Origin of the sequence: Metabacillus indicus LMG 22858, assembly GCF_000708755.2 — a bacterium.
GTDB lineage: Bacteria > Bacillota > Bacilli > Bacillales > Bacillaceae > Bacillus_P > Bacillus_P indicus.
Genome location: NZ_JGVU02000007.1, coordinates 120,629 through 146,125, shown reverse-complemented (window position 1 = coordinate 146,125; position 25,497 = coordinate 120,629). Strand labels below are relative to the sequence as shown.

General features: G+C 45.8%; 21 protein-coding genes. 17 read left to right on the top strand and 4 right to left on the bottom strand.

Annotated elements, in window-relative coordinates:
• Positions 1-165: 165 nt before the first annotated feature.
• The 4 genes from AZ46_RS18090 to AZ46_RS18075 all read left to right on the top strand — a co-directional run bounded on the left by AZ46_RS18090 (position 166) and on the right by AZ46_RS18075 (position 6,014).
• A complete protein-coding gene (locus AZ46_RS18090; protein ID WP_051827397.1) occupies positions 166-1,665 on the top strand; it encodes an alanine/glycine:cation symporter family protein in 1,500 nt (499 codons plus the stop codon).
• Between the two features lie 215 nt (positions 1,666-1,880).
• Entirely contained in the window at positions 1,881-3,623 is a 1,743-nt protein-coding gene (locus AZ46_RS18085) for an ABC transporter ATP-binding protein (protein ID WP_029285752.1), read from the top strand.
• Complete coding sequence (locus tag AZ46_RS18080) at positions 3,604-5,427, top strand: ABC transporter ATP-binding protein (RefSeq protein ID WP_029285754.1); 1,824 nt, start codon at positions 3,604-3,606, stop codon at positions 5,425-5,427. The genes AZ46_RS18085 and AZ46_RS18080 overlap by 20 nt, the downstream gene beginning before the upstream one ends.
• Before the next feature lie 65 nt (positions 5,428-5,492).
• Complete coding sequence (locus AZ46_RS18075) at positions 5,493-6,014, top strand: type 1 glutamine amidotransferase domain-containing protein (RefSeq protein WP_029285755.1); 522 nt, start codon at positions 5,493-5,495, stop codon at positions 6,012-6,014.
• Positions 6,015-6,070: 56 nt separating this feature from the next.
• On the opposite strand, the gene AZ46_RS18070 is transcribed toward AZ46_RS18075, so the two are convergent.
• A complete protein-coding gene (locus AZ46_RS18070) occupies positions 6,071-7,276 on the bottom strand; it encodes an MFS transporter (RefSeq protein WP_029285757.1) in 1,206 nt (401 codons plus the stop codon).
• A gap of 215 nt (positions 7,277-7,491) precedes the next feature.
• Here AZ46_RS18070 and AZ46_RS18065 point away from each other — a divergent pair, with 215 nt between their 5' ends.
• The 4 genes from AZ46_RS18065 to AZ46_RS18050 all read left to right on the top strand — a co-directional run bounded on the left by AZ46_RS18065 (position 7,492) and on the right by AZ46_RS18050 (position 11,144).
• The gene (locus AZ46_RS18065; RefSeq protein ID WP_029285759.1) at positions 7,492-7,824 is read left to right on the top strand and encodes a DUF485 domain-containing protein; all 333 of its coding nucleotides are present in this window, start codon (positions 7,492-7,494) and stop codon (positions 7,822-7,824) included.
• A gap of 15 nt (positions 7,825-7,839) precedes the next feature.
• Positions 7,840-9,366, top strand: a complete 1,527-nt coding sequence (locus AZ46_RS18060; protein WP_029285761.1) for a solute symporter family protein — start codon at positions 7,840-7,842, stop codon at positions 9,364-9,366.
• Between the two features lie 220 nt (positions 9,367-9,586).
• Positions 9,587-10,117 carry an RNA polymerase sigma factor gene (locus tag AZ46_RS18055; RefSeq protein WP_029285763.1) on the top strand — a complete coding sequence of 177 codons (531 nt, stop codon included), beginning with the start codon at positions 9,587-9,589 and terminating at the stop codon, positions 10,115-10,117.
• Positions 10,107-11,144 carry a DUF4179 domain-containing protein gene (locus tag AZ46_RS18050; RefSeq protein ID WP_081870234.1) on the top strand — a complete coding sequence of 346 codons (1,038 nt, stop codon included), beginning with the start codon at positions 10,107-10,109 and terminating at the stop codon, positions 11,142-11,144. Before AZ46_RS18055 ends, AZ46_RS18050 begins: the two co-directional genes overlap by 11 nt.
• A 121-nt stretch (positions 11,145-11,265) precedes the next feature.
• Here the strand turns inward: AZ46_RS18050 and AZ46_RS18045 are convergent, their stop codons facing one another.
• The gene (locus tag AZ46_RS18045; RefSeq protein ID WP_051827396.1) at positions 11,266-11,454 is read right to left on the bottom strand and encodes a hypothetical protein; all 189 of its coding nucleotides are present in this window, start codon (positions 11,452-11,454) and stop codon (positions 11,266-11,268) included.
• A gap of 201 nt (positions 11,455-11,655) precedes the next feature.
• Here AZ46_RS18045 and AZ46_RS18040 point away from each other — a divergent pair, with 201 nt between their 5' ends.
• The 9 genes from AZ46_RS18040 (at position 11,656) to AZ46_RS18000 (ending at position 24,072) form a co-directional block, all read left to right on the top strand.
• Complete coding sequence (locus AZ46_RS18040) at positions 11,656-12,909, top strand: ATP-binding protein (protein ID WP_029285766.1); 1,254 nt, start codon at positions 11,656-11,658, stop codon at positions 12,907-12,909.
• A gap of 108 nt (positions 12,910-13,017) precedes the next feature.
• Positions 13,018-15,093 (top strand): carbon starvation CstA family protein, encoded by a 2,076-nt coding sequence (locus AZ46_RS18035; protein ID WP_029285768.1) that lies wholly within the window; start codon positions 13,018-13,020, stop codon positions 15,091-15,093.
• Entirely contained in the window at positions 15,086-15,289 is a 204-nt protein-coding gene (locus AZ46_RS18030) for a YbdD/YjiX family protein (protein WP_029285770.1), read from the top strand. The genes AZ46_RS18035 and AZ46_RS18030 overlap by 8 nt, the downstream gene beginning before the upstream one ends.
• Positions 15,290-15,707: 418 nt before the next feature.
• Positions 15,708-17,987: an ATP-dependent DNA helicase gene (locus AZ46_RS18025; RefSeq protein ID WP_035319475.1), complete on the top strand. Its 2,280-nt coding sequence runs from the start codon at positions 15,708-15,710 to the stop codon at positions 17,985-17,987.
• Between the two features lie 218 nt (positions 17,988-18,205).
• Complete coding sequence (locus AZ46_RS18020) at positions 18,206-19,363, top strand: endonuclease (RefSeq protein ID WP_029285774.1); 1,158 nt, start codon at positions 18,206-18,208, stop codon at positions 19,361-19,363.
• A 132-nt stretch (positions 19,364-19,495) separates the two neighbouring features.
• Positions 19,496-20,110 carry a flavodoxin family protein gene (locus AZ46_RS18015; protein WP_029285776.1) on the top strand — a complete coding sequence of 205 codons (615 nt, stop codon included), beginning with the start codon at positions 19,496-19,498 and terminating at the stop codon, positions 20,108-20,110.
• A 13-nt stretch (positions 20,111-20,123) separates the two neighbouring features.
• Positions 20,124-20,522 (top strand): VOC family protein, encoded by a 399-nt coding sequence (locus tag AZ46_RS18010; RefSeq protein WP_029285778.1) that lies wholly within the window; start codon positions 20,124-20,126, stop codon positions 20,520-20,522.
• Between the two features lie 109 nt (positions 20,523-20,631).
• Entirely contained in the window at positions 20,632-22,056 is a 1,425-nt protein-coding gene (locus AZ46_RS18005) for an SLC13 family permease (RefSeq protein WP_029285780.1), read from the top strand.
• A 117-nt stretch (positions 22,057-22,173) separates the two neighbouring features.
• On the top strand, positions 22,174-24,072 hold the full coding sequence (locus AZ46_RS18000) for an ABC-F family ATP-binding cassette domain-containing protein (RefSeq protein ID WP_029285782.1): 1,899 nt from the start codon (positions 22,174-22,176) through the stop codon (positions 24,070-24,072).
• 445 nt (positions 24,073-24,517) lie between these two features.
• On the opposite strand, the gene AZ46_RS22470 is transcribed toward AZ46_RS18000, so the two are convergent.
• Together AZ46_RS22470 and AZ46_RS17995 are read right to left on the bottom strand one after the other, a co-directional pair.
• Positions 24,518-24,643, bottom strand: a complete 126-nt coding sequence (locus AZ46_RS22470; protein ID WP_267881666.1) for a hypothetical protein — start codon at positions 24,641-24,643, stop codon at positions 24,518-24,520.
• Positions 24,644-24,706: 63 nt separating this feature from the next.
• Positions 24,707-25,486: an SDR family oxidoreductase gene (locus AZ46_RS17995; protein ID WP_029285784.1), complete on the bottom strand. Its 780-nt coding sequence runs from the start codon at positions 25,484-25,486 to the stop codon at positions 24,707-24,709.
• Positions 25,487-25,497 lie beyond the last annotated feature (11 nt).

Sequence of the window (25,497 nt, the reverse complement as noted above, 5' to 3'; positions counted from 1 at the left end):
GTGTGTAAGAAAAAATAAGCCGTTTTTACAAGGTTGTTTCCGCTTACAAGAGAATTAAGCACTACATATGGCACATATTCTATCAAAATAGTGATTGTACAGTCCTGGTTTATCCCTTATAATCTAAAAAGAAAGAAAATTCTGTTTTAAAGAGGGGGATTTTGATTGCAGGCGTTTGTTGATAGCTTAAACAGTGTTCTGTGGAGCACACCCGTGATTTACATTTGTTTGGCTGTAGGATTGCTTTTCTCCATCTTGACCCGATTTTTGCAGGTGCGGCATATCAAGGATATGGTGCTTCTGATGTTTCAGGGCAAAAGCTCTGAAGCGGGAGTTTCTTCTTTTCAGGCTTTATCGATTGCATTGTCCGGCCGCGTAGGTACAGGTAACATTGCCGGTGTTGCAACGGCTATCGGTTTCGGCGGACCGGGTGCTGTTTTCTGGATGTGGGCGATTGCCTTCATCGGAGCTTCAAGCGCTTTTATCGAGTCCACTCTGGCTCAAATTTATAAAGTCAAACAGGACGGACAGTATCGAGGCGGTCCGGCTTACTATATTGAAAAAGGGACAGGAATGAAATGGTACGGCATTACTTTTGCATTTGCCGCCCTCCTTGCAATGAGCCTGCTCATGCCTGGTGTACAGGCCAACTCCATCGCTCTTGGTCTTGATAATGCATTTGGAATTAACCCTGTCATAACAGGACTTGGACTTATTGTACTTTTAGCCCTTATTATTTTCGGCGGTGTAAAGCGGATCGCTACTGTTGCACAGGTTGTCGTCCCTTTCATGGCAGTTGGCTATATTCTTGTTTCACTCGTTATCATTGCTTTTAACATTACTGAACTGCCGGGTGTCATCGCCCTTATTTTCAAAAGTGCCTTTGCACTTGATTCTGCTTTTGGCGGAATTGTCGGTATGGCGATTGCATGGGGTGTAAAACGCGGAATTTACTCCAATGAAGCTGGTCAGGGAACAGGTCCTCACCCTGCAGCGGCTGCAGAGGTTTCCCACCCTGCGAAACAAGGTCTTGTCCAGGCTTTTTCTGTTTACATTGACACGCTGTTTGTCTGTTCTGCGACTGCCTTCATGATTCTTTTCACAGGCATGTACAATACGCAGGCACCTGATGAAACGTTTATCGTCAATCAGCTTGGTGCAGATGTTGAGCCGGGGCCGGTGTTTACACAGGCTGCCGTTGAGTCGGTTATTCCGATTCCTGGTTTTGGTTCGGGGTTTGTGGCCATCTCTCTTCTATTCTTTGCTTTCACAACGATTATGGCTTACTACTACATCGCTGAGACCAACATTGCGTATTTAACAAGAGGAAAGAGCAACAAGATTCCTATGTTCCTTGTAAAAGTCGTCCTTCTTGGAGCAACGTTCTATGGATCTGTTAAAACGGCAACCCTTGCATGGGGACTCGGTGACGTTGGGCTTGGAATCATGGTCTGGCTGAACCTGATCGCCATTCTAATTCTGGCAAAGCCGGCCCTTCTTGCTCTAAAAGATTACGAAGAGCAGAAGAAGCAGGGTCTCGATCCTGTTTTTGACCCGGTTAAGCTCGGAATAAAAAATGCGGATTTCTGGGAGCATGAATATAAGCACGAGGACTCTCCGAATCCTTCTGTTTTAGGTAAAAAAGATCAAAACCTGAATTCTTAATCATTGGGACTTCCCGTCAATGCGGGAGGTCCTTTTCTGTGCCGTTTGTCCTTTGGGGTTACAATAATTTACAAACTTATAGGGCGGGTTTAAAATAAATACTATCTTTCTATCGACTAAATATTCAAAATGTTAGGATTTAGGAGTAGAATTAAATGAATAGAATTCGAGATATTAGATAAGCTAAATGATTTGCACCGCAGGGAGGCAACTGTATGTCAAACGTCTTTTCTTTACTTAAGCCATACCGCATAGCAGTTGGTGTGGCCTTAACCCTCATGCTGATTGAGCTCGGGGTGGAGCTGCTTCACCCTTTTCTGATGGCGAAAATCATTGATGAAGGCATTTTGAAAAATGATTTATCTGTTGTGATTTATTGGGGGAGCATCATGGCGGGTATTTCACTTGCAGCATTCGCAGCAGGTGTGACCAATTCCTTTTATGCAGCTCACGTCAGTCAAAGCTTTGGATTTGATATCAGGAAAAAGCTTTTTGAGAAGGTCCAGTCCTTTTCTTTTGCAAACTTCAGCCTGTTTCCGGCATCTTCTCTCATCACCAGGATGACAAATGATGTGACACAGCTGCAAAACACCATTTTCATGAGTCTTCGGATCATGCTCAGGGCGCCGCTGCTGATCATCGGAGGCACCATTATGGCTCTGATCGTTAATTTCAGGCTTGCTCTCATTCTGCTTATTTCTATACCGCTGCTTGTTATCTTTTTGCTTTGGATGATGAAAAAGGGCGGCGGGCTTTTTAAAGCGGTCCAGGAGCGCCTTGACTCAGTCAATGGTGTCATGCAGGAAAATCTGACAGGCATGAGAATCATTAAGGCTTTCTTGAGACGGAATCACGAAATGACCCGCTTCTCAAAATCAAATGAGGAGTTGAGGGAGGACACAGTTTCAGCTCTCAGGCTGATGGAAATTGTGATGCCGATTCTGCTTTTCGTCATGAATATCAGCATTCTGTCCATTCTCTGGTTCGGAAGTGTGCGGGTCGGATCAGGTGATGCGAAAGTAGGCGAAATTGTCGCCATCGTCAACTATGCTCTGCGGATTTCATCTGTTCTCTCGATTTTCTCCTTTATTATTATGGCGTTTTCGCGTGCGAAAGCATCTGCAGGAAGGATAGGAGAAGTGCTTGAGACAGAAGCCAATTTGACGGATACGGCCGGTTCCTCAGAGAAACACGTGATTAAACAAGGAGAGATTAAATTTCAGAATGTCTCTTTTTCATATCCCGGATCGGATGCGAATGTGCTGAGAAATGTATCTTTTCAAGTTTCCCCGGGGCAGACTGTCGCGCTTATGGGAGCGACCGGCTCCGGAAAATCGTCCATCTTCACATTAATACCGAGACTTTATGACGTATCGTCCGGGGCAATTACGATTGACGGAGTAAACCTGCAGGATATGAAGCTGAAAAGTTTAAGGGGCAAAATCGGCTTTGTTCCCCAGGAGTCGCTGCTGTTTACAGGCTCGATCAGAGAAAATATTGCCTGGGGGAGGGAACATGCGTCACTCAATGAAATAAAGGAAGCGGCGATGCATGCTCAAATTCATGAAACGGTTGAAAAGCTGCCGAACGGATATGACACACGCGTCGGCCAAAAGGGAGTAAACCTTTCAGGCGGACAGAAACAAAGGCTGTCAATTGCAAGGGCCCTCGTCCGGAAACCGAAAATTCTTCTTCTTGATGACAGTACGAGTGCGCTTGACCTGAAGACAGAAGCCAAGCTTTTGAAGGCTTTGAAAACCTATGAATGCACAACCTTCCTGATCACCCAGAAAATCAGCACCGCCATGGAAGCAGAAAAGATTCTTCTGCTTGATGAAGGGGAAATTCTTGCGCAGGGTTCGCATGATGATCTGATGGAAACATCATCTCTTTACAGAAAAATCTTTGCTTCGCAGTTTGGAGAGGAGGCCGTGCAGCATGTTCAAAGAGCTAAGTAAGCCATTCTCATACCCGAGGATTAAGCCGGAAAACGTCCAGCCGAAAAAGAAGCAGGAAAAACCGAAAAACTGGTTTGGGACGATCACGCGGGTATGGTCCTATCTGTCTTTGAAAAAAGGGCTCCTCATACTGGTTCTGCTCATGGTCGTACTGAGTTCTTTTCTTGGCCTGCTAGGTCCTTATCTGATTGGAATGGTTATCGATGATTACATTGTCACGAAGGAAAGCGGCGGGTTTATTCAGCTCCTGATTGCCCTCGCGTTTATCTATCTCATTCAATCCGCCGCGCTGCTTTTGCAGAACGTATGGATGATCGGGATTGCGCAGCATACGGTCTTTACGATGAGAACCCAGCTTTTCAGGCATTTCCACAGCCTGCCGATTTCATATTTTGACAAACGGCAGCACGGGGAGCTGATGAGCAGGGTGACAAATGACATTGAAAATGTGAGTTCTACATTAAACAGCTCAGTCATTCAGATTTTCTCAAGCATCCTGACGCTTGCTGGGACGATAGGCGTCATGCTTTGGCTGAGTCCGCTCCTGACCCTGATTACGTTTGCAATCATTCCAATTATGTATTTTGGAATGAGGTGGATCACAAATCGAACCGGAAAACTGTTTAAAGAGCAGCAGCGCAATCTCGGTGACCTGAACGGGTTTATTGAAGAAACCATTTCAGGGCAGCGGATTGTGAAGACCTTTTCTCAAGAGGAGCGGGTGATTTCCGAGTTTCTTGAAAAAGGGAAACGCCTGAAAGCAGCCGGATTTTGGGCTCAGACGATATCGGGATTCATACCGAAGCTGATGAATATGCTGAATAACCTGAGCTTCGCAGTCGTTGCTTTAGTTGGCGGTATCCTTGCTTTAAACAGTGCAGTGACCATTGGTGTTATTGTTATTTTCACCGAATACTCCAGACAGTTTACCCGCCCGCTGAACGAGCTTGCCAATCAGTTCAACACCATTCTGTCGGCAGTTGCCGGAGCTGAACGTGTATTTGAGATTTTGGATGAAGAGGAGGAAGTCTTCGATGAAAAAGAGGCGGTCAATCTTAAGGATGTAAAAGGAGAGGTCGTATTCTCAGACGTTTCTTTTGCATATGAAGATGACCAGCAGACAATTGAGCATGTGAGCTTCCGCGCTTCTCCGGGGGAAACGACGGCGATTGTCGGTCCGACCGGGGCAGGGAAAACCACGATGATCAATCTTCTGTCCAGGTTTTATGACCCGGATTCAGGCGAGATTCTGATTGATGGAACACCGAGCATTAATATCAGGAGGAGCAGCCTTAGAGAGCATATGGCCTTTGTCCTTCAGGATCCGTTTCTTTTCAAAGGCACCATTATGGAAAACATCCGCTACGGACGCCTCGATGCGTCGGATGAAGAAGTCATGAACGCCGCAAAAGAAGCAAATGCCCATTCGTTTATCATGAAGATGAAAGATGGTTACCAGACTGTTCTTACACAGGAAGGCAGCGGCATCAGCCAGGGACAAAAGCAGCTGCTTTCTATTGCGAGGGCCATTCTTTCAAGCCCGGTGATGCTTGTGCTAGATGAAGCAACAAGCAGCATTGATACCATCACTGAGCTGAAAATCCAGGAAGCCCTGCAGCGGCTGATGAAGGGGAGAACGAGCTTCGTCATTGCCCACAGGCTGAACACGATTCAGAAGGCCGATCAGATTTTAGTGCTCCAAAACGGAGCTCTGATTGAAAGCGGCAGCCATGAATCTTTATTAAAGCAAAAAGGATTTTATTACGGGCTGTATCACAGCCAGCTGAAGGAGGAAACAGGCTGAGCTTAGCGTAGCCTGTTTTTTCATTCCTCAAAAGGACATGCTATACTGATGGTGGAGGTGGTTCGATGCGTTTAGCAAATAAAAAAGTGATTGCTCTTGTCAGTGCAGAGTTTGAGGATCTGGAACTGTGGTACCCTGTGCTTCGCCTGCAGGAAGAAGGGGCAGAGGTGCATCTTGTCGGCGAAAAAGCAAACGAGACGTACATTGGAAAATATGGAGTTCCTGCTACATCGGACTTCGCCTTTGGAGACATCAAATCTGATGATTATGATGCCATCCTGGTTCCTGGAGGCTGGTCTCCTGATAAGCTTAGAAGGTATCCTGAAGTGCTTCAGATGGTTAAGGACATGCACGAAAAAGAAAAGCCGATCGGGCAGATTTGCCACGCAGGCTGGGTGCTGATTTCTGCGAAAATTCTTGAGGGCAGAAATGTCACGAGTACACCGGGCATTAAAGATGATATGGAAAATGCAGGCGCCATCTGGCATGACGTGCCAGTTATTGTGGACGGCCACATTGTCTCAAGCAGAAGGCCGCCGGATCTGCCGCCTTATGTGAAGGCATTTGCGGATGTTCTTGCTGATTGACTTTAAATAAACAGATAAAAACCTTCCGGAGCTGCCGGAAGGTTTTTTAGCGTTCTTTAAGAAAGAACTTTTGCCTTTGTTTCTTTTCCGAGTACGATAACAGCAAGGACTCCAATCAAGATGGAGGCGCAGAAAATGGTGAAGATGGACGTAATGGATGCTTCGGCAGCCACTAAGTAGCCGACAAGCAGCGGACCCAGAATTCCGCCGATCCGTCCAAACGATGCGGCCATTCCTGCACCGGTTCCTCTTACGGCAGTCGGATACTGCTCTGGAGTATACGCATATAGTGCCCCCCATGCCCCCAGGTTGAAGAATGAAAGGAAAATTCCCGAAGTGAGCAGAAGCGCAAGTGATTCAGCTGTTCCGAAGAAATACGCGCTTATGGCCGTTCCTGTGAGATACGTTGTCAGCACAAATTTCCGGCCGAACCTTTCAATAAACCAAGCTGCGGTAAAATAACCCGGAAGCTGGGCCAGAGTCATGATGAGAACGTACTGGAAGCTCTTGATCAGGCTGAACCCCTTCAGCACCATGACGCTCGGAAGCCAAAGGAACATGCCGTAATAAGAGAAGACGACACAGAACCATAAGATCCAAAGCATGGTCGTCTGACGGACATATTGTTTCGACCAGACCGTTTTCATATTTTCAAGCACAGAAGGACGCTGTTCTTTCTTTATAGCAAGGAATTGCGGCGAATCAGGAAGCTTCAGCCGCAGGTAAAGCGCGTAAAACGCAGGCAGCGCACTTAACAGAAGCGCTGTTTGCCAGCCGTACGACGGTATAACAAAGTAAGAAATAAGGGCAGCAATCAGCCAGCCTGCAGCCCAGAAGCTTTCAAGCAGGACGACGATTCTTCCTCTCTTTTCAGGTGCAACGCTCTCAGACACCAGGGTAGATGCCACTGGAAGCTCGCCTCCAAGCCCCATGCCGACAAAAAAGCGCAGGATCAAAAAGGCAGTAAGAGTCGTTGTGAAGGCAGACAAACCGCTGCCGATAGAAAATAGAAGTAGAGTAATAATAAATACCTGTTTCCGGCCGATTTTATCTGAAAGCAGCCCGAACACGAGGGCGCCCACAGCCATGCCGATCGAATTCATGCTCCCGATCCAGGCCATTTCCTTTACACTGAGTCCCCAGTCAGACTGAAGAGCCGCGATAATGAACGACAGCATGCCGACATCCATTGCATCAAACAGCCACCCGAGACCGGCGATGCCAAGCAATTTCCTGGTCGGAAGGGATTGGTTCTTCTCCATAATATCCTCCTGTAAAAAAACGTAATTCAGTAATCCTTTTTATTTTAGTCTACCTAGCCGAGATTATCTATCTTTGTATGATTCGAAAGATGCTAATTTTAAAAGTTAAGATTTCTGAATTTACATACTTTTCAGGTAACTATATAATGAGAGTGTGAAAATATGGAAGGAAAGGAAGGTTAACGGCCAGATTGTAACCTGAGGAGGAATGTAGCGTGAACGATGGAAAAAAACAAGTTAAAGCGGCCCCATCTGCAGTCGATTACACAAAAATTGTACAGTCCGAGTCCTTTCAGAAGCTGCTTCAAGCCAAGCGGAGTTTTATTCTCCCGATGTCCTTATTCTTTTTGGCATTTTATTTTACGCTGCCGGTCCTTACGGCGTATTCCGATGTTTTAAATCAGCCTGCAGCAGGACCCGTCAGCTGGGCGTGGGTATTCGCATTTGCACAGTTTATCATGACGTGGGCTCTTTGTATGATGTATTCCCGCAAAGCAAGGAAATTTGACGAGATCGTAGAAACAATCAAATCAGAGTCAACTAGGTAAGGAGGAAACCGAACCATGAATATGCTGGCATTCTCCCTCTTTTTAGGGATCGTCATTATGACCTTATTCATTACTTATTTCGCCTCAAAGCGCACGAAGACAACGAGTGATTTCTATACAGCAGACAGCAGTCTCACCGGGTTTCAGAATGGACTGGCTATAGCAGGAGACTACATGTCTGCGGCGTCCTTTTTGGGTATCGCAGGAATGATAGCGCTTTCTGGATTTGACGGCTTCTTTTACAGTATTGGTTTTCTTGTGGCATATCTTGTCGTGTTATACATAGTCGCTGAGCCGCTCCGCAATTTGGGCAAGTATACGATGGCGGATATGATCGCAGCAAGGTTTAACAACAGCAAGGTACGCGGTGTGGCAGCCCTTAATACCATCTCCATTTCGATATTTTATATGATTGCGCAGCTCGTAGGTGCAGGCGGCCTCATTCATCTCCTGCTTGGCATTGATTATGTGTACTCTGTCCTGATCGTAGGAACGCTGATGACGATTTACGTTGTGTTCGGCGGTATGACCGCAACGAGCTGGGTTCAGATTGTTAAAGCCGTTCTGCTGATGATTGGGACGTTTATTATATCTGTTATTGTATTTGCAAAATTTGATTTCAGCATTGCGAAAATGTTCTCTGAGATGCAGACAGCTACTCCGCTTGGAGAAAGCTTCCTGAATCCGGGGAACAAATTCACAAATCCGCTTGATACGATTTCCCTGAATCTTGCGCTTGTCCTGGGTACGGCAGGACTTCCGCATATCCTGATTCGCTTTTTCACAGTAAAGGATGCGATTACGGCCCGGAAATCAGTTGTTTATGCAACATGGATTATCGGCGCTTTCTATGTAATGACGGTCTTTCTTGGCTTTGGCGCTGCGGCGTTTGTCGGCTATGACAACATTGTGGCTGCAAATGCGGCAGGAAACATGGCGGCACCGCTTCTCGCTGAAGCGATTGGCGGCGACTTCCTGTTTGCATTCGTATCGGCTGTTGCCTTTGCGACGATTCTTGCAGTAGTGGCCGGTCTCGTGCTTTCAGCGGCTTCCGCTTTTGCCCATGATTTTTACAGTCATATCCTCCGCCGCGGGGAGGCAACAGAGAAAGAGCAGGTTGTGGCAGCAAGATGGGCTTCAATCGGTGTGGCTGTTCTGTCCATTCTTTTGGCTCTCTTTGCTCAAAATATGAATGTCGCTTTCCTCGTTGCGCTTGCCTTTGCGGTTGCTGCGAGTGCGAACCTTCCAATTCTAGTTCTGACTATTTTCTGGAGGAAGTTTAACACGGCAGGTGCCGTAACGGGAATGCTGACAGGCCTGTTCAGCTCTTTGTTTCTGGTTGCCATCAGTCCTAACGTATGGTCGCCTGAAGGAGCGGCAATCTTAACGGGAGAGCCGCTGTTCAGCCTCTCAAACCCGGGCATTGTATCCATACCGCTTGGCTTTTTAGGAGCATACATTGGAACGATTGTGTCGAGTAAAAAAGAAGATGCAAAGAAATTTGATGAAATTCTCGTAAAGGCGAATACGGGAATGAAGTGATCTAGAAAAATGAAAAGGCGGCAGCCCTTCTTTTATGGAGGGGCTGCCGCCTTTTTTTGGTATTCTATCATAGAGCTGTTTCAAGAATCTAAGAAATTATGAAGCTAATAGCATACATAGTCAAACAAATGAAGGACAGTCGATAAATTTATGCAACCAATTGATGTGGTGCCTTATCTAATCAATAGAAAAACAAAACAATCGGTAAGGGGGTGCCTGAATGGGATCATTGAAAGCTTTAGTAAAAAAGGCAAAAAAGGGAGATGGCGAAGCATTTGTTTTACTTGTCAGACAATATGAAGATGTATTGTACAGAACGGCGAGCAGATTGTTAAACAACGATGAAGATGTGGCGGATGCTATGCAGGATACGATCATCTCGGCTTACGAAAAACTCCATATGTTAAAAAACGACGAGTACTTCAATACATGGATCTGTAAAATCCTGATCAATAAATGCAACAGTCTGCTGAAAAAGAACAAAGGCGCTGCTGTTTTTCACGATCATCTGCTTCCGGCGGAAAAAAATGATGGATACGGGAAGCTTGAATTGGAGGACGCACTTAACAGTTTAAATGATGTGTACAGATTAGCACTTATTTTATATTACATTGTCGGATTGAATGTAAAAGAAATCAGTGAATTTTTAAAAGAGCCGGAAGGGACGATTAAATCGAGACTCTCCAGAGCTAAATCAATTTTGAGAACGACTTATTATAAAACCGAAGGAGTGATGGTACATGAAAGATAATTTCGAAAATGAGATGAATCAGGCGATGAACAAAGAACGGGAGATTCCCGCTAAAGTAAGACAGTCTATAGAGCAGTCTTATGATTTAATCCGCGTCAAATCAAAGAAGAAGAAAGTCAGCTACATTTGGAAACAAGCTGCAGCCGCCGCTTGCGCTCTATTCATTACGGGGGCTGTCCTATCCAATGAGCATGTAATGGCTGGAGTGAACGAATTTTTTTCCTTTGGAGATAAAGGGATCGAGCAAGCTGCAGATCATGGATTTATACAAGAAAATACTAGTACAGCAGCCGATCAGAACATTAACATAGCACTGTCCCGCTATTTCTCGGATAAGAATAAAGCAGGAATGAGCTTTGAACTTACATTTGAAGATCCGTCCATTCTGGTTGGCGCACAAGAAGTAACTATGGATTATCGGGTTAAAAACGGGAATGGTGAATATATCGCAGAATTTATTCCGGATACAAAGGCTTTGAAGGGAAACAACAGTCACCTGTTTATATCCGATTCAAGAAATCCGCTGATGGATAAAGAGTCAGGGGAAATCCAGTACGATGTCATTGGTGAATCCCATAAGGGGCAGATTCCAGCCTTGAAGGGAGCTGTTGTAGAAGTAGAAAGCGTCAACGTCTTTTACGGAACGAATGATATGAAAAAAATTGACGGGAAGTGGGAATTAGCTGCAGCGGACAGCAATATGCTGAAAGAAAATTTTAGCGTTCAATATGTAATGAAGGACGGGACATCTGCGATTAACGTTTCTAAAGCTGAGGCAAATCCAACTTCACTGAATCTGATCTTTTCTTTAGAGGGGGAATATGAAGATGAAAATCTTTTTGCGCACCGTATGAAAATGATTGATGAAGATGGAAATGAATACAAGGCAGACAGCGGCTTCAGCATGGATAGACAAACAAACAAAACCATTATTTCAACAAACTTTCCCGTCACTTCTTATAATCAGTCAACCAAGCTTAAACTGATTATCGAGGGAATTGGCGAAGCAGACCTGGCAAGAAAATAGATGGAAAAAATCCCGAATCATCTTATTTACGATAAGAATGATTCGGGAATTTTTTATTTGTCGCGGACAGTGATTACAATGCCATCAAGTGAAGTTTCTCTCAAACGGCTCTGCTCGTTATTCACTCTTCACTGGAAGATTTATTTTTCGTTTTATGTTTATTCTTCTCATCTTCTGCATTGAGCTTCAGCTCCTGCAGCGGAACGGGATCTGTGTTCAAATCATTTTTCTGCTCAAGAATGGTCTTACCGTCCCTGCCTGGAATTTGTTCGGGGTTGTCCTGTTTCAGCTTTTCTTTGCGTTGTGTCAAGATCATCACCTCCATATGGTAAAAATACCTGATATAAAGAGGATTGAAACCTTAATCAAACGTTTGTTTAAAAGAATTTCTGCAGTCTGTACAGGATTAAGAGCGTTAATTAAAAAAAGCGTCCTATTAAAAAAGGAAAGGAATTTTGCGCTTTTTGTCGAATACAACCATACTATATAAAAAATAATTGGGGAAATTGCGATGCTTGCAGAGAAACTTATGCTTCATATCTTGATTGTGCTGGTTCCGGTCCTGATTTATTCTGTCTTTTTTGAAAACAGGCGGATGGTCACTTCTCCTTACTTTTCAGGAATTCTATACGGAGCAGCATCTTTTTTGTGCATGATTTTTGCATACTATGAATATGGGCTTTACTGGGATCTGCGCTATGTTCCCATGGTGCTTGCGATGCTGTACGGCGGACCGGGTGCAGGTCTTATCGCATTCGGGTTTATTCTGGCCGCAAGAACATATCTCGGAGGAGATGCTCTTTGGTTTGGCTATTTGAGCGCAAGTCTTTCCCTGATTGTTCCTTTCTTATTTTCAAAGCGCTTCAGAAAATATAAGCCTAAAAAAAGGGTGCAATTATCCATTATTATCAGCTTTTGGCCAACCTTGATCCAGCTGTCCATTTTGCTTGCCTATTTGCTCGCAAGCACCATGGAAACCGGAAACGAGCTTTTCATTTATGTTTGTATCCTTGGCTTTCTCCAGGTGTTGGCGATTGGGGTATCCTCAAAGGTGCTTGAAGCGGGAATTGAACGCAAGATGATGAAGCAAGAAATGATCCGTACGGAAAAATTAACGACGATAGGCGAACTGGCTGCATCAATCGCACATGAAGTCAGAAACCCGCTGACAGTTGTTAAAGGGTTCCTGCAGCTGATGGGTAAAAATCATAAAAATGATGAACAGTACATGCACCTGATCATGAGTGAACTTGGAAGGGCGGAGAGCATTCTTACTGACTACCTGAATTTCGCTAAACCAAAGCTTAAGCAAATCGAAGAATTTCAGCTTTCAGAACTGATTATGGAAGTCGTCCAGCTGCTGCACCCTCTGGCAGCGAAGCGAGGTGTCAGGCTTTCCCATCAGCTGAAGCCGGGACTTTATATCGAAACAGACCGAAGCCAGCTGAAGCAGGCGCTCGTTAATCTCCAAAAAAATGCGATCGAAGCCACGCCGGCAGGCGGCAGCGTCCGGGTTCACCTATACTCAAAAAATATGAGCGCCTTCACCGTGATTACGGATACAGGAAAGGGAATGAACGCCGATCAGCTGTCTAAGATCGGAACTGTTTTTTATACAACTAAAGACAATGGCACCGGCCTTGGAACCACGGTGTCAATCCGCATCATTGAAACAATGAAAGGCAGGGTCGCCTATAAGAGTGAAGTTGGTCTTGGAACCGAGGTCACGATGATTCTGCCGCTGAAGTACATAAAGAGCAAATAGAGCCCCGCTTGGCGCGAAAGCGGGGCAAAAACAGGTCAAAAGATATTTAAAAATTCTGAATAAAGCACTTATAATAGAGCTTGTACATAAAAGAGGGGGCGGGTAATAATGAAAGCGCTTAAGTCAATTTTAATCTGGGGAATCGTTTCTGCTCTCGGGGCTGCAGGATTCGGTGTCATTGCCCTCAGCCAGGGAGAAAGCATCAATGCCATTTGGCTGCTAGTGGCAGCGGTTTGTTCATACGCTGTCGCCTACCGGTTTTACAGCAGATTTATCGCAAAAAAAGTGTTTGAGCTTGATGATAACCGCGAAACACCAGCAGAAACGCATAATGATGGAAAAGATTATGTGCCGACAAACAAATGGGTGCTGTTTGGCCACCATTTTGCGGCGATTGCCGGAGCAGGTCCGCTTGTAGGACCGATTCTTGCCGCGCAAATGGGGTATTTGCCCGGAACAATCTGGATCATCGTCGGGGTTATTCTTGCGGGAGCTGTCCAGGACTTTATCATCCTGTTCGGATCGATGCGCCGAAAAGGAAAATCATTAGGGGAAATGATTAAAGAAGAAATTGGCCCAATAACGGGTATTATTGCGATGGTTGGAATTCTTGGTATTATGATTATTCTTTTAGCTGTTCTTGCACTCGTTGTTGTAAAAGCGCTCGTTGGAAGTCCATGGGGCATGTTTACGATAGCAGCCACCATTCCAATCGCCATTTTCATGGGAATTTATATGAGATATATTCGTCCCGGAAGAGTAGGGGAAGGGTCTATTATCGGAGTGATCCTGCTGCTGCTGTCGATCTACTACGGCCAGCACGTGGCAGAAACGCCGGAGCTTGCAAAGATGTTTACATTCAGCGGTGAAACAATCGCCATTCTTATGATCGGATACGGGTTCATTGCCTCAGTTCTTCCTGTTTGGCTCCTGCTTGCACCGAGGGACTACCTCAGCACGTTTTTAAAGATTGGCACCATCCTGGGCCTTGCTGTTGGAATTATTGTTGTGGCGCCTGATCTGCAGATGCCGTCCGTGACGCCTTTCATAGATGGCACAGGGCCTGTCTTTGCCGGGAACCTGTTTCCTTTCCTGTTTATTACCATCGCATGCGGAGCTGTCTCCGGTTTCCATGCACTCGTTTCTTCAGGAACGACTCCGAAAATGATAGAAAGAGAGTCACACGCCCGTCCAATCGGCTACGGTGCCATGCTGACCGAGTCATTTGTAGCCGTTATGGCCATGATTGCCGCATGTGTGCTGACGCCGGGTATTTATTTTGCCATCAACAGTCCGCCTGCTTTAATTGGCACAGACGCCGTTCAGGCTGCATCGGTTGTTTCAAGCTGGGGATTCACGATCACGCCTGATGATTTAACCGGACTTGCTGATGATGTGGGAGAAGAGACCGTCCTCTCAAGAACAGGCGGTGCGCCGACTCTTGCCATTGGCATGGCCTATATTTTTTCAGAAGTCATCGGCGGCAAAGCGCTTATGGCCTTCTGGTATCATTTTGCCATTCTGTTTGAAGCCTTGTTTATCCTGACAACTATAGATGCAGGAACCCGAGTCGGCAGATTTATGATTCAGGATCTCCTTGGACATGTGTATAAGCCGCTTGCAAAAACGAATTTCCTGCCTGCCAACATTTTAGCTACAGCCCTGTGTGTGCTAGGCTGGGGATATTTCCTCTATCAAGGTGTCATAGACCCGCTAGGGGGAATTAATACGCTGTGGCCGCTGTTTGGAATTGCTAACCAGATGCTTGCCGGAATTGCGCTGCTCCTTGGAACAACCATCCTGTTCAAAATGGGCAAGAAAGCATATGTCTGGGTGACGCTCATACCGACTACATGGATACTGATCGTCACTATGACAGCGGGCTGGCAAAAGCTTTTTCACGAAAACCCAAAGATCGGTTTCCTTTCCCATGCTGAGCTGTTCAAGGGGGCACTGGATAAAGGCGAGGTGCTGGCGCCTGCTGCAAATGCAAACCAGATGAAGCAGGTACTGATCAACGATTACGTTGACGCAGCCCTTTGTGCCATCTTTATGATTGTTGTCATTGCAGTCCTAATCGCGGCTGTCCGCATCTGGATACAGGTCCTGACCAATAAAAAAACGACGCTCCATGAGGCGCCGTATATTACAAGGTCTGATGGAGGAGTGAGCACCCATGTTTAAAAAACTGACGGAAATTCTGGCCCTGCGAAAACAGTTTATCAGCTTATTGGCAGGGGTTCCAAGCTATGAAAAATACGTAGAGCACATGACAAAGCATCATCCCGATCAGCCGGTTCAATCGAGGAAAGAGTTTTTCTGCGAAGCGCAGGACGCCCGATACAATGCAAAGGGAGGAAAAGTGTCGCGCTGCTGCTGATGGAATACGTGCCGTTCATCTTCGTGATGGGCGGTTTTTTTTGCAGCAGCTAAACGGGCGCTTCCGTGGGGTTAAGAACACAAAGTAGAAGGTGAGCCTGGAGGAAAGTGCGCTTCCGCGGGGTTAAGAACACAAAGTGAAGCGTGAGCCTGGAGGAAAGTGCGCTTCCGCGGGGTTAAGAACACAAAGTGAAGCGTGAGCCTGGAGGAAAGTGAGCTTAAGCTGGGTTAAGAGCACAAAGTGGAGCGTGAGCCTGGAGGAAAGTGCGCTATAGCAGGTTTAAGAGCACAAAGTGGAGGGGGAACCTGGAGGAAAATGCGCTATAGCAGGTTTAAGAGCACTATGTACAGTACTCCACAGTCAAAACAAAACAGGCGCTTCCGCTTTTCTGATGCTAAAATAAAGTCAGGTGATAATCATGAGAGAAATCCGCATTTCAGTCCGGTCTCTTGCTGAGTATGTTTTTCGGGCAGGCAGCATTGATGCCCGTTTTCGGACATCAGCGACGATGACAGAAGGGACGAAAGCCCATCAGGCCATTCAGAAAACATATGATGAGCTCGACCAGAGCGAAGTCATGCTGAAAACGAGTGTAACCCATAAAGACATTGTGTTCCTGCTTGAAGGAAGATGCGACGGCCTGCTGCTGTCAGAGAAAATTCCCGTCATTGATGAAATTAAATCAACTTCACGGGAGCTTTCAGAGATAGAAGAAGACGCGTATCCCGTGCACTGGGCACAGGCTAAATGCTATGCATACATGCTTGCCGAAGACCGCGGACTCCAAGCTGTATGTGTTCAGCTGACATATGTCAGTGTGAAGTCAGGGGAACAGGTCCGCTTCAGAAAAACGTTTTCTGCCGTAGAATTGAGCTCGTTTATTGACGGTTTAATCAGCAGCTATCATCCGTATGCCGAGGCAAGAGCGGAGCATCTGGAAAAAAGGAACGTGTCCATACAGGCATTGAAATTTCCTTTTGAAACATACAGAGAGGGCCAAAGAAAGCTTGCCGGCACGGTGTACAAAGCCATTGATGATAAAACGGATCTGTTTGCACAGGCTTCAACGGGAATCGGAAAAACCATCTCCACTGTCTTTCCTGCTGTGAAAGCGATAGGTGAAGGCAAGCTCGATACGTTTTATTATTTAACCGCCAAAACGATTACCCGAAAGGCAGCAGAGGATACTCTGGCTTTTATGGAGAGTAATAGTCTTCATTTAAACAGCGTAACGATAACAGCTAAAGACAAGGTCTGTTTAAAAGAAGAAACCCGGTGCCAAAAAGAGTACTGCGAGTTTGCGAATGGCTACTATGACAGAATTAATGAGGCTGTTCTCGATATTCTTAAAAGTGAAACAAGGATGACTGCCGATGTCATTCATCACTACGCACAAAAGCATACAGTGTGTCCGTTTGAATTTTCTCTGGATCTTTCAAATACGGCAGATGCCATCATCTGTGACTATAATTACGTGTTTGATCCGCGCGTTTCTCTTAAGAGATTTTTCGATGAGCAAAAAAAGGGGACGGCCCTACTTATTGATGAAGCCCACAACCTCGTTGACAGGGGGAGGTCCATGTTCTCGGCCACTCTGAACAAATCCGATTTTCTGCAGCTGAAACGGGAGTTTAAAGCGGGAAATACAGGAATCTTTCAATCTGCCAAAAAAATAAATGATTACTTTATCGCACAAAAGAAGCAGCCAGAGCAGCTGATGAAGGATAGACCGGAAGAACTGCTTGAAATGCTGCAGTCCTTTTCAGAAGAGGCGGAAAGAGAGCTGCTGTCTGGGAATGCCTCAGAACTTCTGCTCGATGTTTATTTTCAGGTACAGGCTTTTCTTAAGATTTCGAATCTGTATGATGAACGCTTTGTAACGACGGCAGAAGCAGATAATAAAGATTTGATCATAAAGCTTGTATGCCTTGATCCGTCTTTTCTGCTGCAGCAGGTGAAAAAACCGTATCGTTCAAGCATCCATTTCTCTGCGACGCTCTCTCCGCTTTCTTTTTATATGGATATGCTGGGGGGCACATCAGAAGATTATCAGGTGAAAATTCCGTCGCCGTTTGCAAAGGAGAATCTTGAAGTCTATATCATGCCGGTCTCCACAAGATATCACGACAGGGGACGAAGCCGTATGCCCATTTCGGTGATGATGAAACAGCTGCTTGAGGAGCGGCACGGGAACTATCTGGTATTTTTCCCTTCCTATGCCTACATGAAAGAAGTTTACGAGACCTTTGAGGAGCTGAATCTTCCTATTAAAACGATGCTGCAGCACGCACACATGACAGAAGCGGAACGTGAAGCATTTTTGCACGCTTTTCAGGAAGACAGCAGCGAAACGCTGATTGGGTTCGCCGTTATGGGAGGCATTTTTTCAGAGGGAGTGGATTTAATCGGCAACCGGCTGAACGGAGTGATTGTGGTCGGTGTCGGACTGCCGCAGATCGGGTTTGAGCGGAATGTCATGAAGGAGTATTTTCAGCAGTCAGGCAGAAATGGCTTTGATTATGCCTACGTTTATCCTGGGATGAACAAAGTACTTCAGGCAGGCGGAAGGCTGATCAGGTCCGAGGAGGATACCGGCACCATTGTGCTTGTCGATGACCGGTTTCTGACTGAGAAATACCAGGCTCTCTTGCCTGATGAATGGAGCAGCTTTTATCTTTTGAACAAGCCATTTATATAGGAAAGAAAGATGCACATGCAGACGGGTGCATCTTTTTTCTGTGCTGAAAGGTTCAGTGTCTCCTAGTCTCATTCTCTCATCTTTCCAAAAACGGCAGGAATCTGACGTAAATTTACAAAAACATCATAAATAGTTAATAATTTCATAGTATTCTCTTTTGGTAATCCATTATGAAGGAGGAAAAAACGTTGCTTAAAAATAAGCCTGCCATTTTACTGATGAAGCTTGTCATGCTGCTTGCCCTGTTCATTCCTGTTCTGCAGACGACTCCATCCCAGGTTCATGCTGCAGACGGTTCACTGACAAATCCATACTCGGTAGCAGAAGCAAATGCCAATCAAAACGGTACGGTCAAATCGGTCAAAGGTTATGTTGTTGGACAGCCGACTGGGACAAATACAGTCATCACAAGCAATTATCCGAACGATTATGCACTTGCACTTGCTGATTCCCCAACAGAAACAAGCACGTCCAAAATGATTTACGTGCAGATTCCGTCTTCTTTCCGCTCTCAATTTGGTCTGATGACGAATCCTTCTTTAAAAGGAACGCAAATCAAAGTAACAGGAAAACTGGCCGCTTATTTTTCACACAGCGGTGTAATCAGCACAACTGCGATGGAGAAAATTTCAGGAGGCGGCACACAGCCTGATCCAGACCCAGATCCGGGTACGGAGCCATCCCCTTATGATGGTACGTACTATCAAACAGCAATCGGCAAAACGGGCTCTTCTTTAAAATCAGCTCTTCATAATATTATCGATGATCATAGAGAGCTCTCTTATGACAATGTTTGGGATGCCCTGAGAAATACAGATGAAGACCCGAATAACCCGAATAATGTCATTCTTCTGTATACAGGCCGCTCACAGAGTGAATTGACAAACGGCGGAAATGTAAACGATTGGAACAGAGAGCATGTCTGGGCGAAATCCCATGGCGATTTCGGAACGGTTATGGGCCCCGGAACAGATCTTCACCATCTGCGCCCTACTGATGTGAGTGTCAACAGTTCTAGAGGAAACAAAGACTTTGACATGGGCGGCACACAGCATTCGGAAGCACTAGGAAATTACACGGATTCTGATTCATGGGAACCGAGAGATGCTGTAAAAGGCGATGTAGCGAGGATGCTGTTTTACATGGCAGTCCGCTATGAGGGAGACAGCGGCGAAGTGGACCTTGAGCTGAACAACAGCGTAAACAATGGAACGGCGCCGTATCACGGGAAAATGTCTGTCCTGATTCAATGGCACAAGCAGGACCCGGTTGATGCCCGGGAAATGAGACGAAACGACATCATCTATAAAGACTATCAATATAACCGCAATCCATTTATTGATCATCCTGAATGGGTGGACGCTATTTGGAATTAATGATGAAAGCCTTCCCGGTTTACGGGAAGGTTATTTTCGTTTAAAGGCAACAGGTAGCCTGCTGCATATGTTTGACCTCCTGGTAAAAAAGGAAATAAACACCTATAAACCATGAATAAAGGAGACGGAGATATGCTTAGAGCCCTCTACTTGAATTGTTCCTTAAAGAAAGGAAGCGAGCCTTCAAACACCGAATCCCTCATGAGACAGTCTCAAAAGCATCTGGAAAACGAAGGAGTGAAAACAGAAGAGCTGAGGATTTCCGACTATAATCTTGCTTTTGGAATGGCAGAGGATCTGGGACGGGAAGATGAGTGGCCGCTGATCCTGAAGAAAATTGCCGAAGCGGATATTGTGGTCATAGGAACGCCGCTATGGCTCGGCGAAAAAAGCAGCATTGCAGCACTTGTCATGGAACGACTTTATGCATCCAGCAGTGAAACGAATGAAAAAGGCCAGTCTATTTATTATAATAAAGTAGGCGGTGTGGCTGTAACAGGAAATGAGGACGGCGCAAAAGAAGCGTCGCGCTCCATTCTCTACGGCCTTCAGCACATCGGCTTTTTAATCCCGCCGAATGCGGATGTTTACTGGGTTGGCGAAGCAGGACCGGGACCTTCCTATATGGAAGCAGGGAAGGAAAATGCCTTTACAATCAAAAACACGCGAACGATGAGCATGAATCTTGTGCACCTTGCAAGGCTTTTGAATGAGCATCCGATTCCTGCGGCGGGAAATACCCTTTAACGGAGTGTGGGAAATGATTTGGAATGAGGCTATACAGCATGTGAGCCTGTCTGTAACAAATCTGCAGGCTGCAAAGCATTTTTATGAGAATGTCCTTTGTCTGACGGAAATCGACAGGCCTCCGTTTGACTCAGAGGGAGTCTGGTATAAAATCGGAAATCAGCAGCTTCACTTGCTGGTGGATGAAAACTCTCAGACACTTAGAAAACAGCATAACCTAGTCTCGACAGAAGGTCACATGGCTCTTAGAATAGCAGATTTCCAGGCTGCTGTTGAATGGCTGACGAAGCATCATATCGAGTTCCGTGAAGATGTCAATGGAGTTAGCGGCTTTGACCAGATTTTCCTGAATGACCCGGACGGCAATCTGATTGAACTGAATGTAGAGCAAACAAGACAGGAAGAGGGCTGAATCAGCCTTCTTTTTTTGATGAAAGAACACCGCCATTCGACATTTCCGTGGAAATAATTAAAGGGTTTTGCTGATTTCTGTAGAAATCCTGAAAATGGAGGTGGAGAAGATGAAAGTTTATACAGCGCCCAAACTGACAGGATTATTTCTTGGGCCGGCCAGTTTTTTACTCTTATTTTTCCTAATACCCGACACAGAGCTTTCAGATGCTCCGCGTGCAGTTCTCGCAGTTACTTCATGGATTGCGATCTGGTGGATTACAGAGGCGATTCCGATACCGGCGGCTTCACTCATGCCGCTCATTTTGCTGCCGATTACAGGAGGGCTTGATATTGATTCCGCCGCAAAAGCATATGGGAATCCCACTGTCTTTATGTACATGGGAGGATTTATCATTGCCATAGCCATTGAAAAATGGAATCTTCACAAGAGAATTGCCCTTTATATCCTGAAACTCATTGGCACTCAAAGCCACCGGATTGTCCTTGGGATGATCCTTGCTACAGCGTTTCTGTCGATGTGGATTTCAAATGCTGCGACTGCCCTGATGATGCTTCCTGTTGCTCTTGCTCTTATTAAAGAAGTAAAGGCGAAGGAGATATTAAAAGGAGAGTCCCTTCACAAATTCAGTAAATCGATCCTCCTTTCAGTAGCGTACGCTGCATCGATTGGAGGTCTTGCGACACTTGTAGGTTCGGTGCCCAACGCAGTATTCGCAGCGATGTCACGGGAAATGCTCGATCGTGAAATTATGTTTTTTGAATGGTTCTTATTCGGGTTTCCGATTACGGTGATCCTGCTGGTCATCCTCTATTTCTATTTGACAAAGCTTCAATTCAAGGTGGATTTTGAAACCGGCAAGGAAACGGATTTTATTAAAAAAGACTTAAAAGCACTGGGCTCAATGAGTACAGAAGAAAGATGGGTCGGGGTCATCTTTTTGGCAACGGCTTTTCTGTGGATGTTTAAATTCATTCTGCCGTTTGCTGTATCGGATACCGCTATAGCGATATTCGGGGCGCTCTTGCTTTTCTTGATACCAAGCAAAAAAGGAGAAAGGCTGCTTGAATGGAATGATATGAAACAGCTGCCGTGGGGGCTTCTTCTTCTGTTCGGAGGAGGGCTTTCTCTTGCAGAAGGTTTTTCTGCCTCGAAGCTGACGGAATGGATCGGCAGCAAGCTGAATTTATTGGAAGCGTTTCCGTACTTGCTGATCATTATTATTTTGACAGCCGCCATCCTGTTTATGACGGAAATCATGTCCAATACGGCTGTATCCAATATGATCATTCCGATCACTGTCGGACTTGGACTTGCAATCGGGGTCGAGCCATACGGTCTGATGGCTGTTGCCGCGCTTGCATCATCCTGTGCGTTCATGCTCCCGATCTCCACTCCTCCGAATGCCGCCGTGTTCGGTGCTGATGTGCTGAAGATATCAGATATGGTCCGGGCAGGCTTCTGGATGAATATTGTATGTATTGTCATCATCGTTTTAGGCGTCTATTTTTGGCTGCCGGTTGTTATTAAGTGAATGAAAGGAGGGCGCCGCGGGCGTTCTCCTTTTTACGTGAAGCAAATCTGCTTTTTTTCTCCCCCGGCCTGCTGTACAATGAAAGGAATGAAATCTTGAATAAGGGCGGAGTTTGGCATGAGCATTCTTTCTGTAGAGAATTTATATAAAACATACGGCGAAAAAACATTGTTTGACCACATTTCTTTTTCAATTGCTGAAAAACAGCGGATTGGCCTGATTGGAACGAATGGTACGGGGAAATCGACACTCCTGAAATTTCTTGCGGGCTTTGAAACGGCTGAAGAAGGGAAACTGATTCATTCCAACTCGTTTCATATCGAGTATCTTCCGCAGCAGCCTGAACTTGAAGAAGAACTGTCTGTCCTTGAGCAAATCTATTACGGCGACTCTCAAATCATGAAAGTGATGCGTGAATATGAGCTTGCCCTGTCAGAACTTGAACAAAACCCTGAGGATGAGAAAAAGCAGTCCAGGCTGCTTGCTCTTCAGCAAAAGATGGATGAACATGATGCGTGGGAAGCAAATACGGTTGCCAAAACAGTTCTTACACGGCTTGGCATTTCTGATTTCGCAAAGCCGGTGCATCAGCTGTCCGGCGGCCAGAAGAAACGGGTGGCGATTGCAAAGGCACTTATCCAGCCTGCAGATCTGCTGATTCTTGATGAGCCTACCAACCATCTGGACAACGAAACGATTGAATGGCTGGAAGCTTTTTTGGCCCAGTATAAAGGGTCGATTTTGCTTGTTACGCATGACCGCTACTTTTTGAACCGGGTAACGAACCAGATTTTCGAACTGGAATATGGAAAGCTCTACGTATACGAAGGAAATTATGAAGTATTTCTTGAGAAAAAGGCAGAGCGGGAGTTCAACGCCGAACAGTCTGAATCCAAGCGCCAGAACTTGCTGCGCAGGGAGCTTGCGTGGCTGAGAAGAGGAGCTAAAGCAAGAACAACAAAGCAAAAAGCCCGCATCGGACGTGCAGAAGAGCTTCAAAACCAAGAAGGGCCGGCCGCTAAGCAAAGTGTCGACTTTGCCATCGGCTCCACCCGTCTCGGCAAAAAAGTGATTGAGCTCCAGGAAGTGTCAAAATCATTCCAGGACAGAACTCTCATGAAGGATGTCAGTTATCTTGTCGTTCCCGGAGAAAGGCTTGGCATTATCGGGCCAAACGGAAGCGGAAAATCAACACTGCTGAATATCATTGCAGGACGAATTCAGCCTGACAGCGGAACAGTAGAAATTGGCGAGACGGTAAAAATCGGCTACTACACCCAGGATCATGAAGCGATGGATGAGGATCTTCGGGTAGTCGAATATATTAAGGAAGTCGCAGAAGTTGTTCAGACCGTAGACCACCAGACAATAACAGCCGAGCAAATGCTTGAGAGGTTCATGTTCCCGCGCTCTATGCAGTGGACATACATCCGAAAGCTCTCAGGTGGAGAACGCCGCAGACTGTACTTGCTGAAGGTCCTTATGCAGGAGCCGAACGTGCTGTTTCTGGATGAGCCGACAAATGACCTGGATACCCAAACCCTGAGCGTCCTTGAAGACTATCTCGACCAGTTTCCAGGTGTTGTCATAACCGTATCCCATGACCGCTACTTCCTCGACCGCGTGGTAGACCGTCTGCTTGTTTTTGAAGGAAACGGAACGGTCAGCAGATTCCAGGGAAGCTATACAGATTTCATGGATTCCCGTAAACAGGTAAAAGAACCTGAGAAAAAGGAAACTGCCAAATCTCAGGAAACCCTTCAGGCCCCGAAGCAGCGCAAAAAACTCTCCTACAAAGAACAGCAGGAGTGGGATGTCATTGAGGACAAAATTGCAGAGCTTGAGGAGAAAAATGAAGCACTTGAAGCCCAGATTGCCTCAAGCGGCAGCGACTACGGAAAAATCCAGCAGCTGATGGAACAGCAGCAGGCCGTCGAAGCTGAGCTTGAAGCCACAATGGAACGCTGGGAAGAGCTCTCCCTTATGGTAGAAGAAATTGAAAAAGCGAAGCAGTGAATGAAAAATGATGTCCCGGGGTTAAGAGCCGGGGCATTTTTTTATTGATGCGGAGTTGGTGGCACTTATCGGACGGATAAAAACCATCAATTCAAGGAAATCAGAGTTTGGTGGCACTTATCGGGCTTATAAGAACCATCAATTCAAGGAAATCAGAGTTTGGTGGTACTTATCGGGCTTATAAGAACCATCAATTCAAGGAAATCAGAGCTTGGTGGCACTTATCGGGCTTATAAGAACCATCAATTCAAGGGAATCAGAGCTTGGTGGAACTTATCGGGCTTATAAGAACCATCAATTCAAAGGGAGCAGAGTTTGGTGGTACTTATCGGGCTTATAAGAACCATCAACACAAAAAAATCAGGGTTTGGTGTCACTTATCAACCTCAATCAATTTCCCCCAATAAAAAAGGCAGTCAGGACTCAGCCTGACTGCCTTTACGATTTATTTCCCCAAATCCTTTTTCGTTTGTTCACTTCGGATATTAATTTCTTTTGAGAACTCAGTGTCCTGCTTTTTATTATTTGGGTATTTGTTTTTAGATTCGCGGTTATCGTTTTTGTTTGTCATGAAAATTCCTCCTTATGATCAGCTGGTTCTTATTTTGCATCCGGAGGGAGGTTTTCATTCGCCTTAGAGAAGGGATTCCGCGCCGTCTATATACACTTCTGTGCCTGTAATGTGGCTTGAAAGGTCAGATGCCAGGAAGTAAACGAGATCTGCGACCTGCTCAGGCGACCCTGCTTTTTGTTCAAGCGGCTGCTCTCCTTCAGGAAATTCAACCGGAACTTCCACTTTCTCAATGTTTTCTTCTTCGGCAAAGGTGTTGCTGTCGATGTTTGTTTCGATTGCTCCCGGACAGATCATGTTGACTCTGATTTTATAGCCCGCAAGCTCGAGGGCGGCCATCTTCCCAAAACCGACCTGTCCGACTTTTGACGTGCTGTAGGCGGAGCGTCCAAATCCTCTGAACATGCGGGTCCCGTTGATAGAGCTTGTGATAATGATGCTGCCGCCTTTTTTCTTCATATAGGGAATCGCATATTTTACGCTTAAAAAGGTACTTCGCAAATTTGTATTGATCGTCTGGTCCCAGTCTTCCGGAGACAGATCTTCAATGGGAGTCCATCTTCCGTTGATCCCGGCGTTTGCAAAAACAATATCGAGCCTGCCCCATGTATCAATGACTTTTTTATAGCTGGTTTCCATTCTTTCGGCATCAGATACGTCGCATTCTAGAATGATGGCTTCACCGTTTATCTCTTCAATTTTCTTTTTGACGCTTTCCGCATTTTCTTCTTTTATATCAAGCAGCGCCACTTTTGCACCCTGTTCGGCAAGCTTGATCGCTGCCGCTTCTCCGATTCCTGAGCTTGCTCCGGTCACAATGGCAACTTTTCCTGAAAGATTCAATGGTTTAGCCT

Bases quoted from the DNA above. Each gene is read 5' to 3' on its own strand.
- AZ46_RS18075 (WP_029285755.1), top strand. From the start codon at position 5,493: ATGCGTTTAGCAAATAAAAAAGTGATTGCTCTTGTCAGTGCAGAGTTT.
- AZ46_RS18050 (WP_081870234.1), top strand. From the start codon at position 10,107: ATGAAAGATAATTTCGAAAATGAGATGAATCAGGCGATGAACAAAGAA.
- AZ46_RS18080 (WP_029285754.1), top strand. From the start codon at position 3,604: ATGTTCAAAGAGCTAAGTAAGCCATTCTCATACCCGAGGATTAAGCCG.
- AZ46_RS18035 (WP_029285768.1), top strand. From the start codon at position 13,018: ATGAAAGCGCTTAAGTCAATTTTAATCTGGGGAATCGTTTCTGCTCTC.
- AZ46_RS18025 (WP_035319475.1), top strand. From the start codon at position 15,708: ATGAGAGAAATCCGCATTTCAGTCCGGTCTCTTGCTGAGTATGTTTTT.
- AZ46_RS18030 (WP_029285770.1), top strand. From the start codon at position 15,086: ATGTTTAAAAAACTGACGGAAATTCTGGCCCTGCGAAAACAGTTTATC.
- AZ46_RS18015 (WP_029285776.1), top strand. From the start codon at position 19,496: ATGCTTAGAGCCCTCTACTTGAATTGTTCCTTAAAGAAAGGAAGCGAG.
- AZ46_RS18070 (WP_029285757.1), bottom strand. From the start codon at position 7,276: ATGGAGAAGAACCAATCCCTTCCGACCAGGAAATTGCTTGGCATCGCC.
- AZ46_RS18055 (WP_029285763.1), top strand. From the start codon at position 9,587: ATGGGATCATTGAAAGCTTTAGTAAAAAAGGCAAAAAAGGGAGATGGC.
- AZ46_RS18010 (WP_029285778.1), top strand. From the start codon at position 20,124: ATGATTTGGAATGAGGCTATACAGCATGTGAGCCTGTCTGTAACAAAT.
- AZ46_RS18040 (WP_029285766.1), top strand. From the start codon at position 11,656: ATGCTTGCAGAGAAACTTATGCTTCATATCTTGATTGTGCTGGTTCCG.
- AZ46_RS18005 (WP_029285780.1), top strand. From the start codon at position 20,632: ATGAAAGTTTATACAGCGCCCAAACTGACAGGATTATTTCTTGGGCCG.
- AZ46_RS18085 (WP_029285752.1), top strand. From the start codon at position 1,881: ATGTCAAACGTCTTTTCTTTACTTAAGCCATACCGCATAGCAGTTGGT.
- AZ46_RS18020 (WP_029285774.1), top strand. From the start codon at position 18,206: ATGAAGCTTGTCATGCTGCTTGCCCTGTTCATTCCTGTTCTGCAGACG.
- AZ46_RS18000 (WP_029285782.1), top strand. From the start codon at position 22,174: ATGAGCATTCTTTCTGTAGAGAATTTATATAAAACATACGGCGAAAAA.
- AZ46_RS22470 (WP_267881666.1), bottom strand. From the start codon at position 24,643: ATGACAAACAAAAACGATAACCGCGAATCTAAAAACAAATACCCAAAT.
- AZ46_RS18060 (WP_029285761.1), top strand. From the start codon at position 7,840: ATGAATATGCTGGCATTCTCCCTCTTTTTAGGGATCGTCATTATGACC.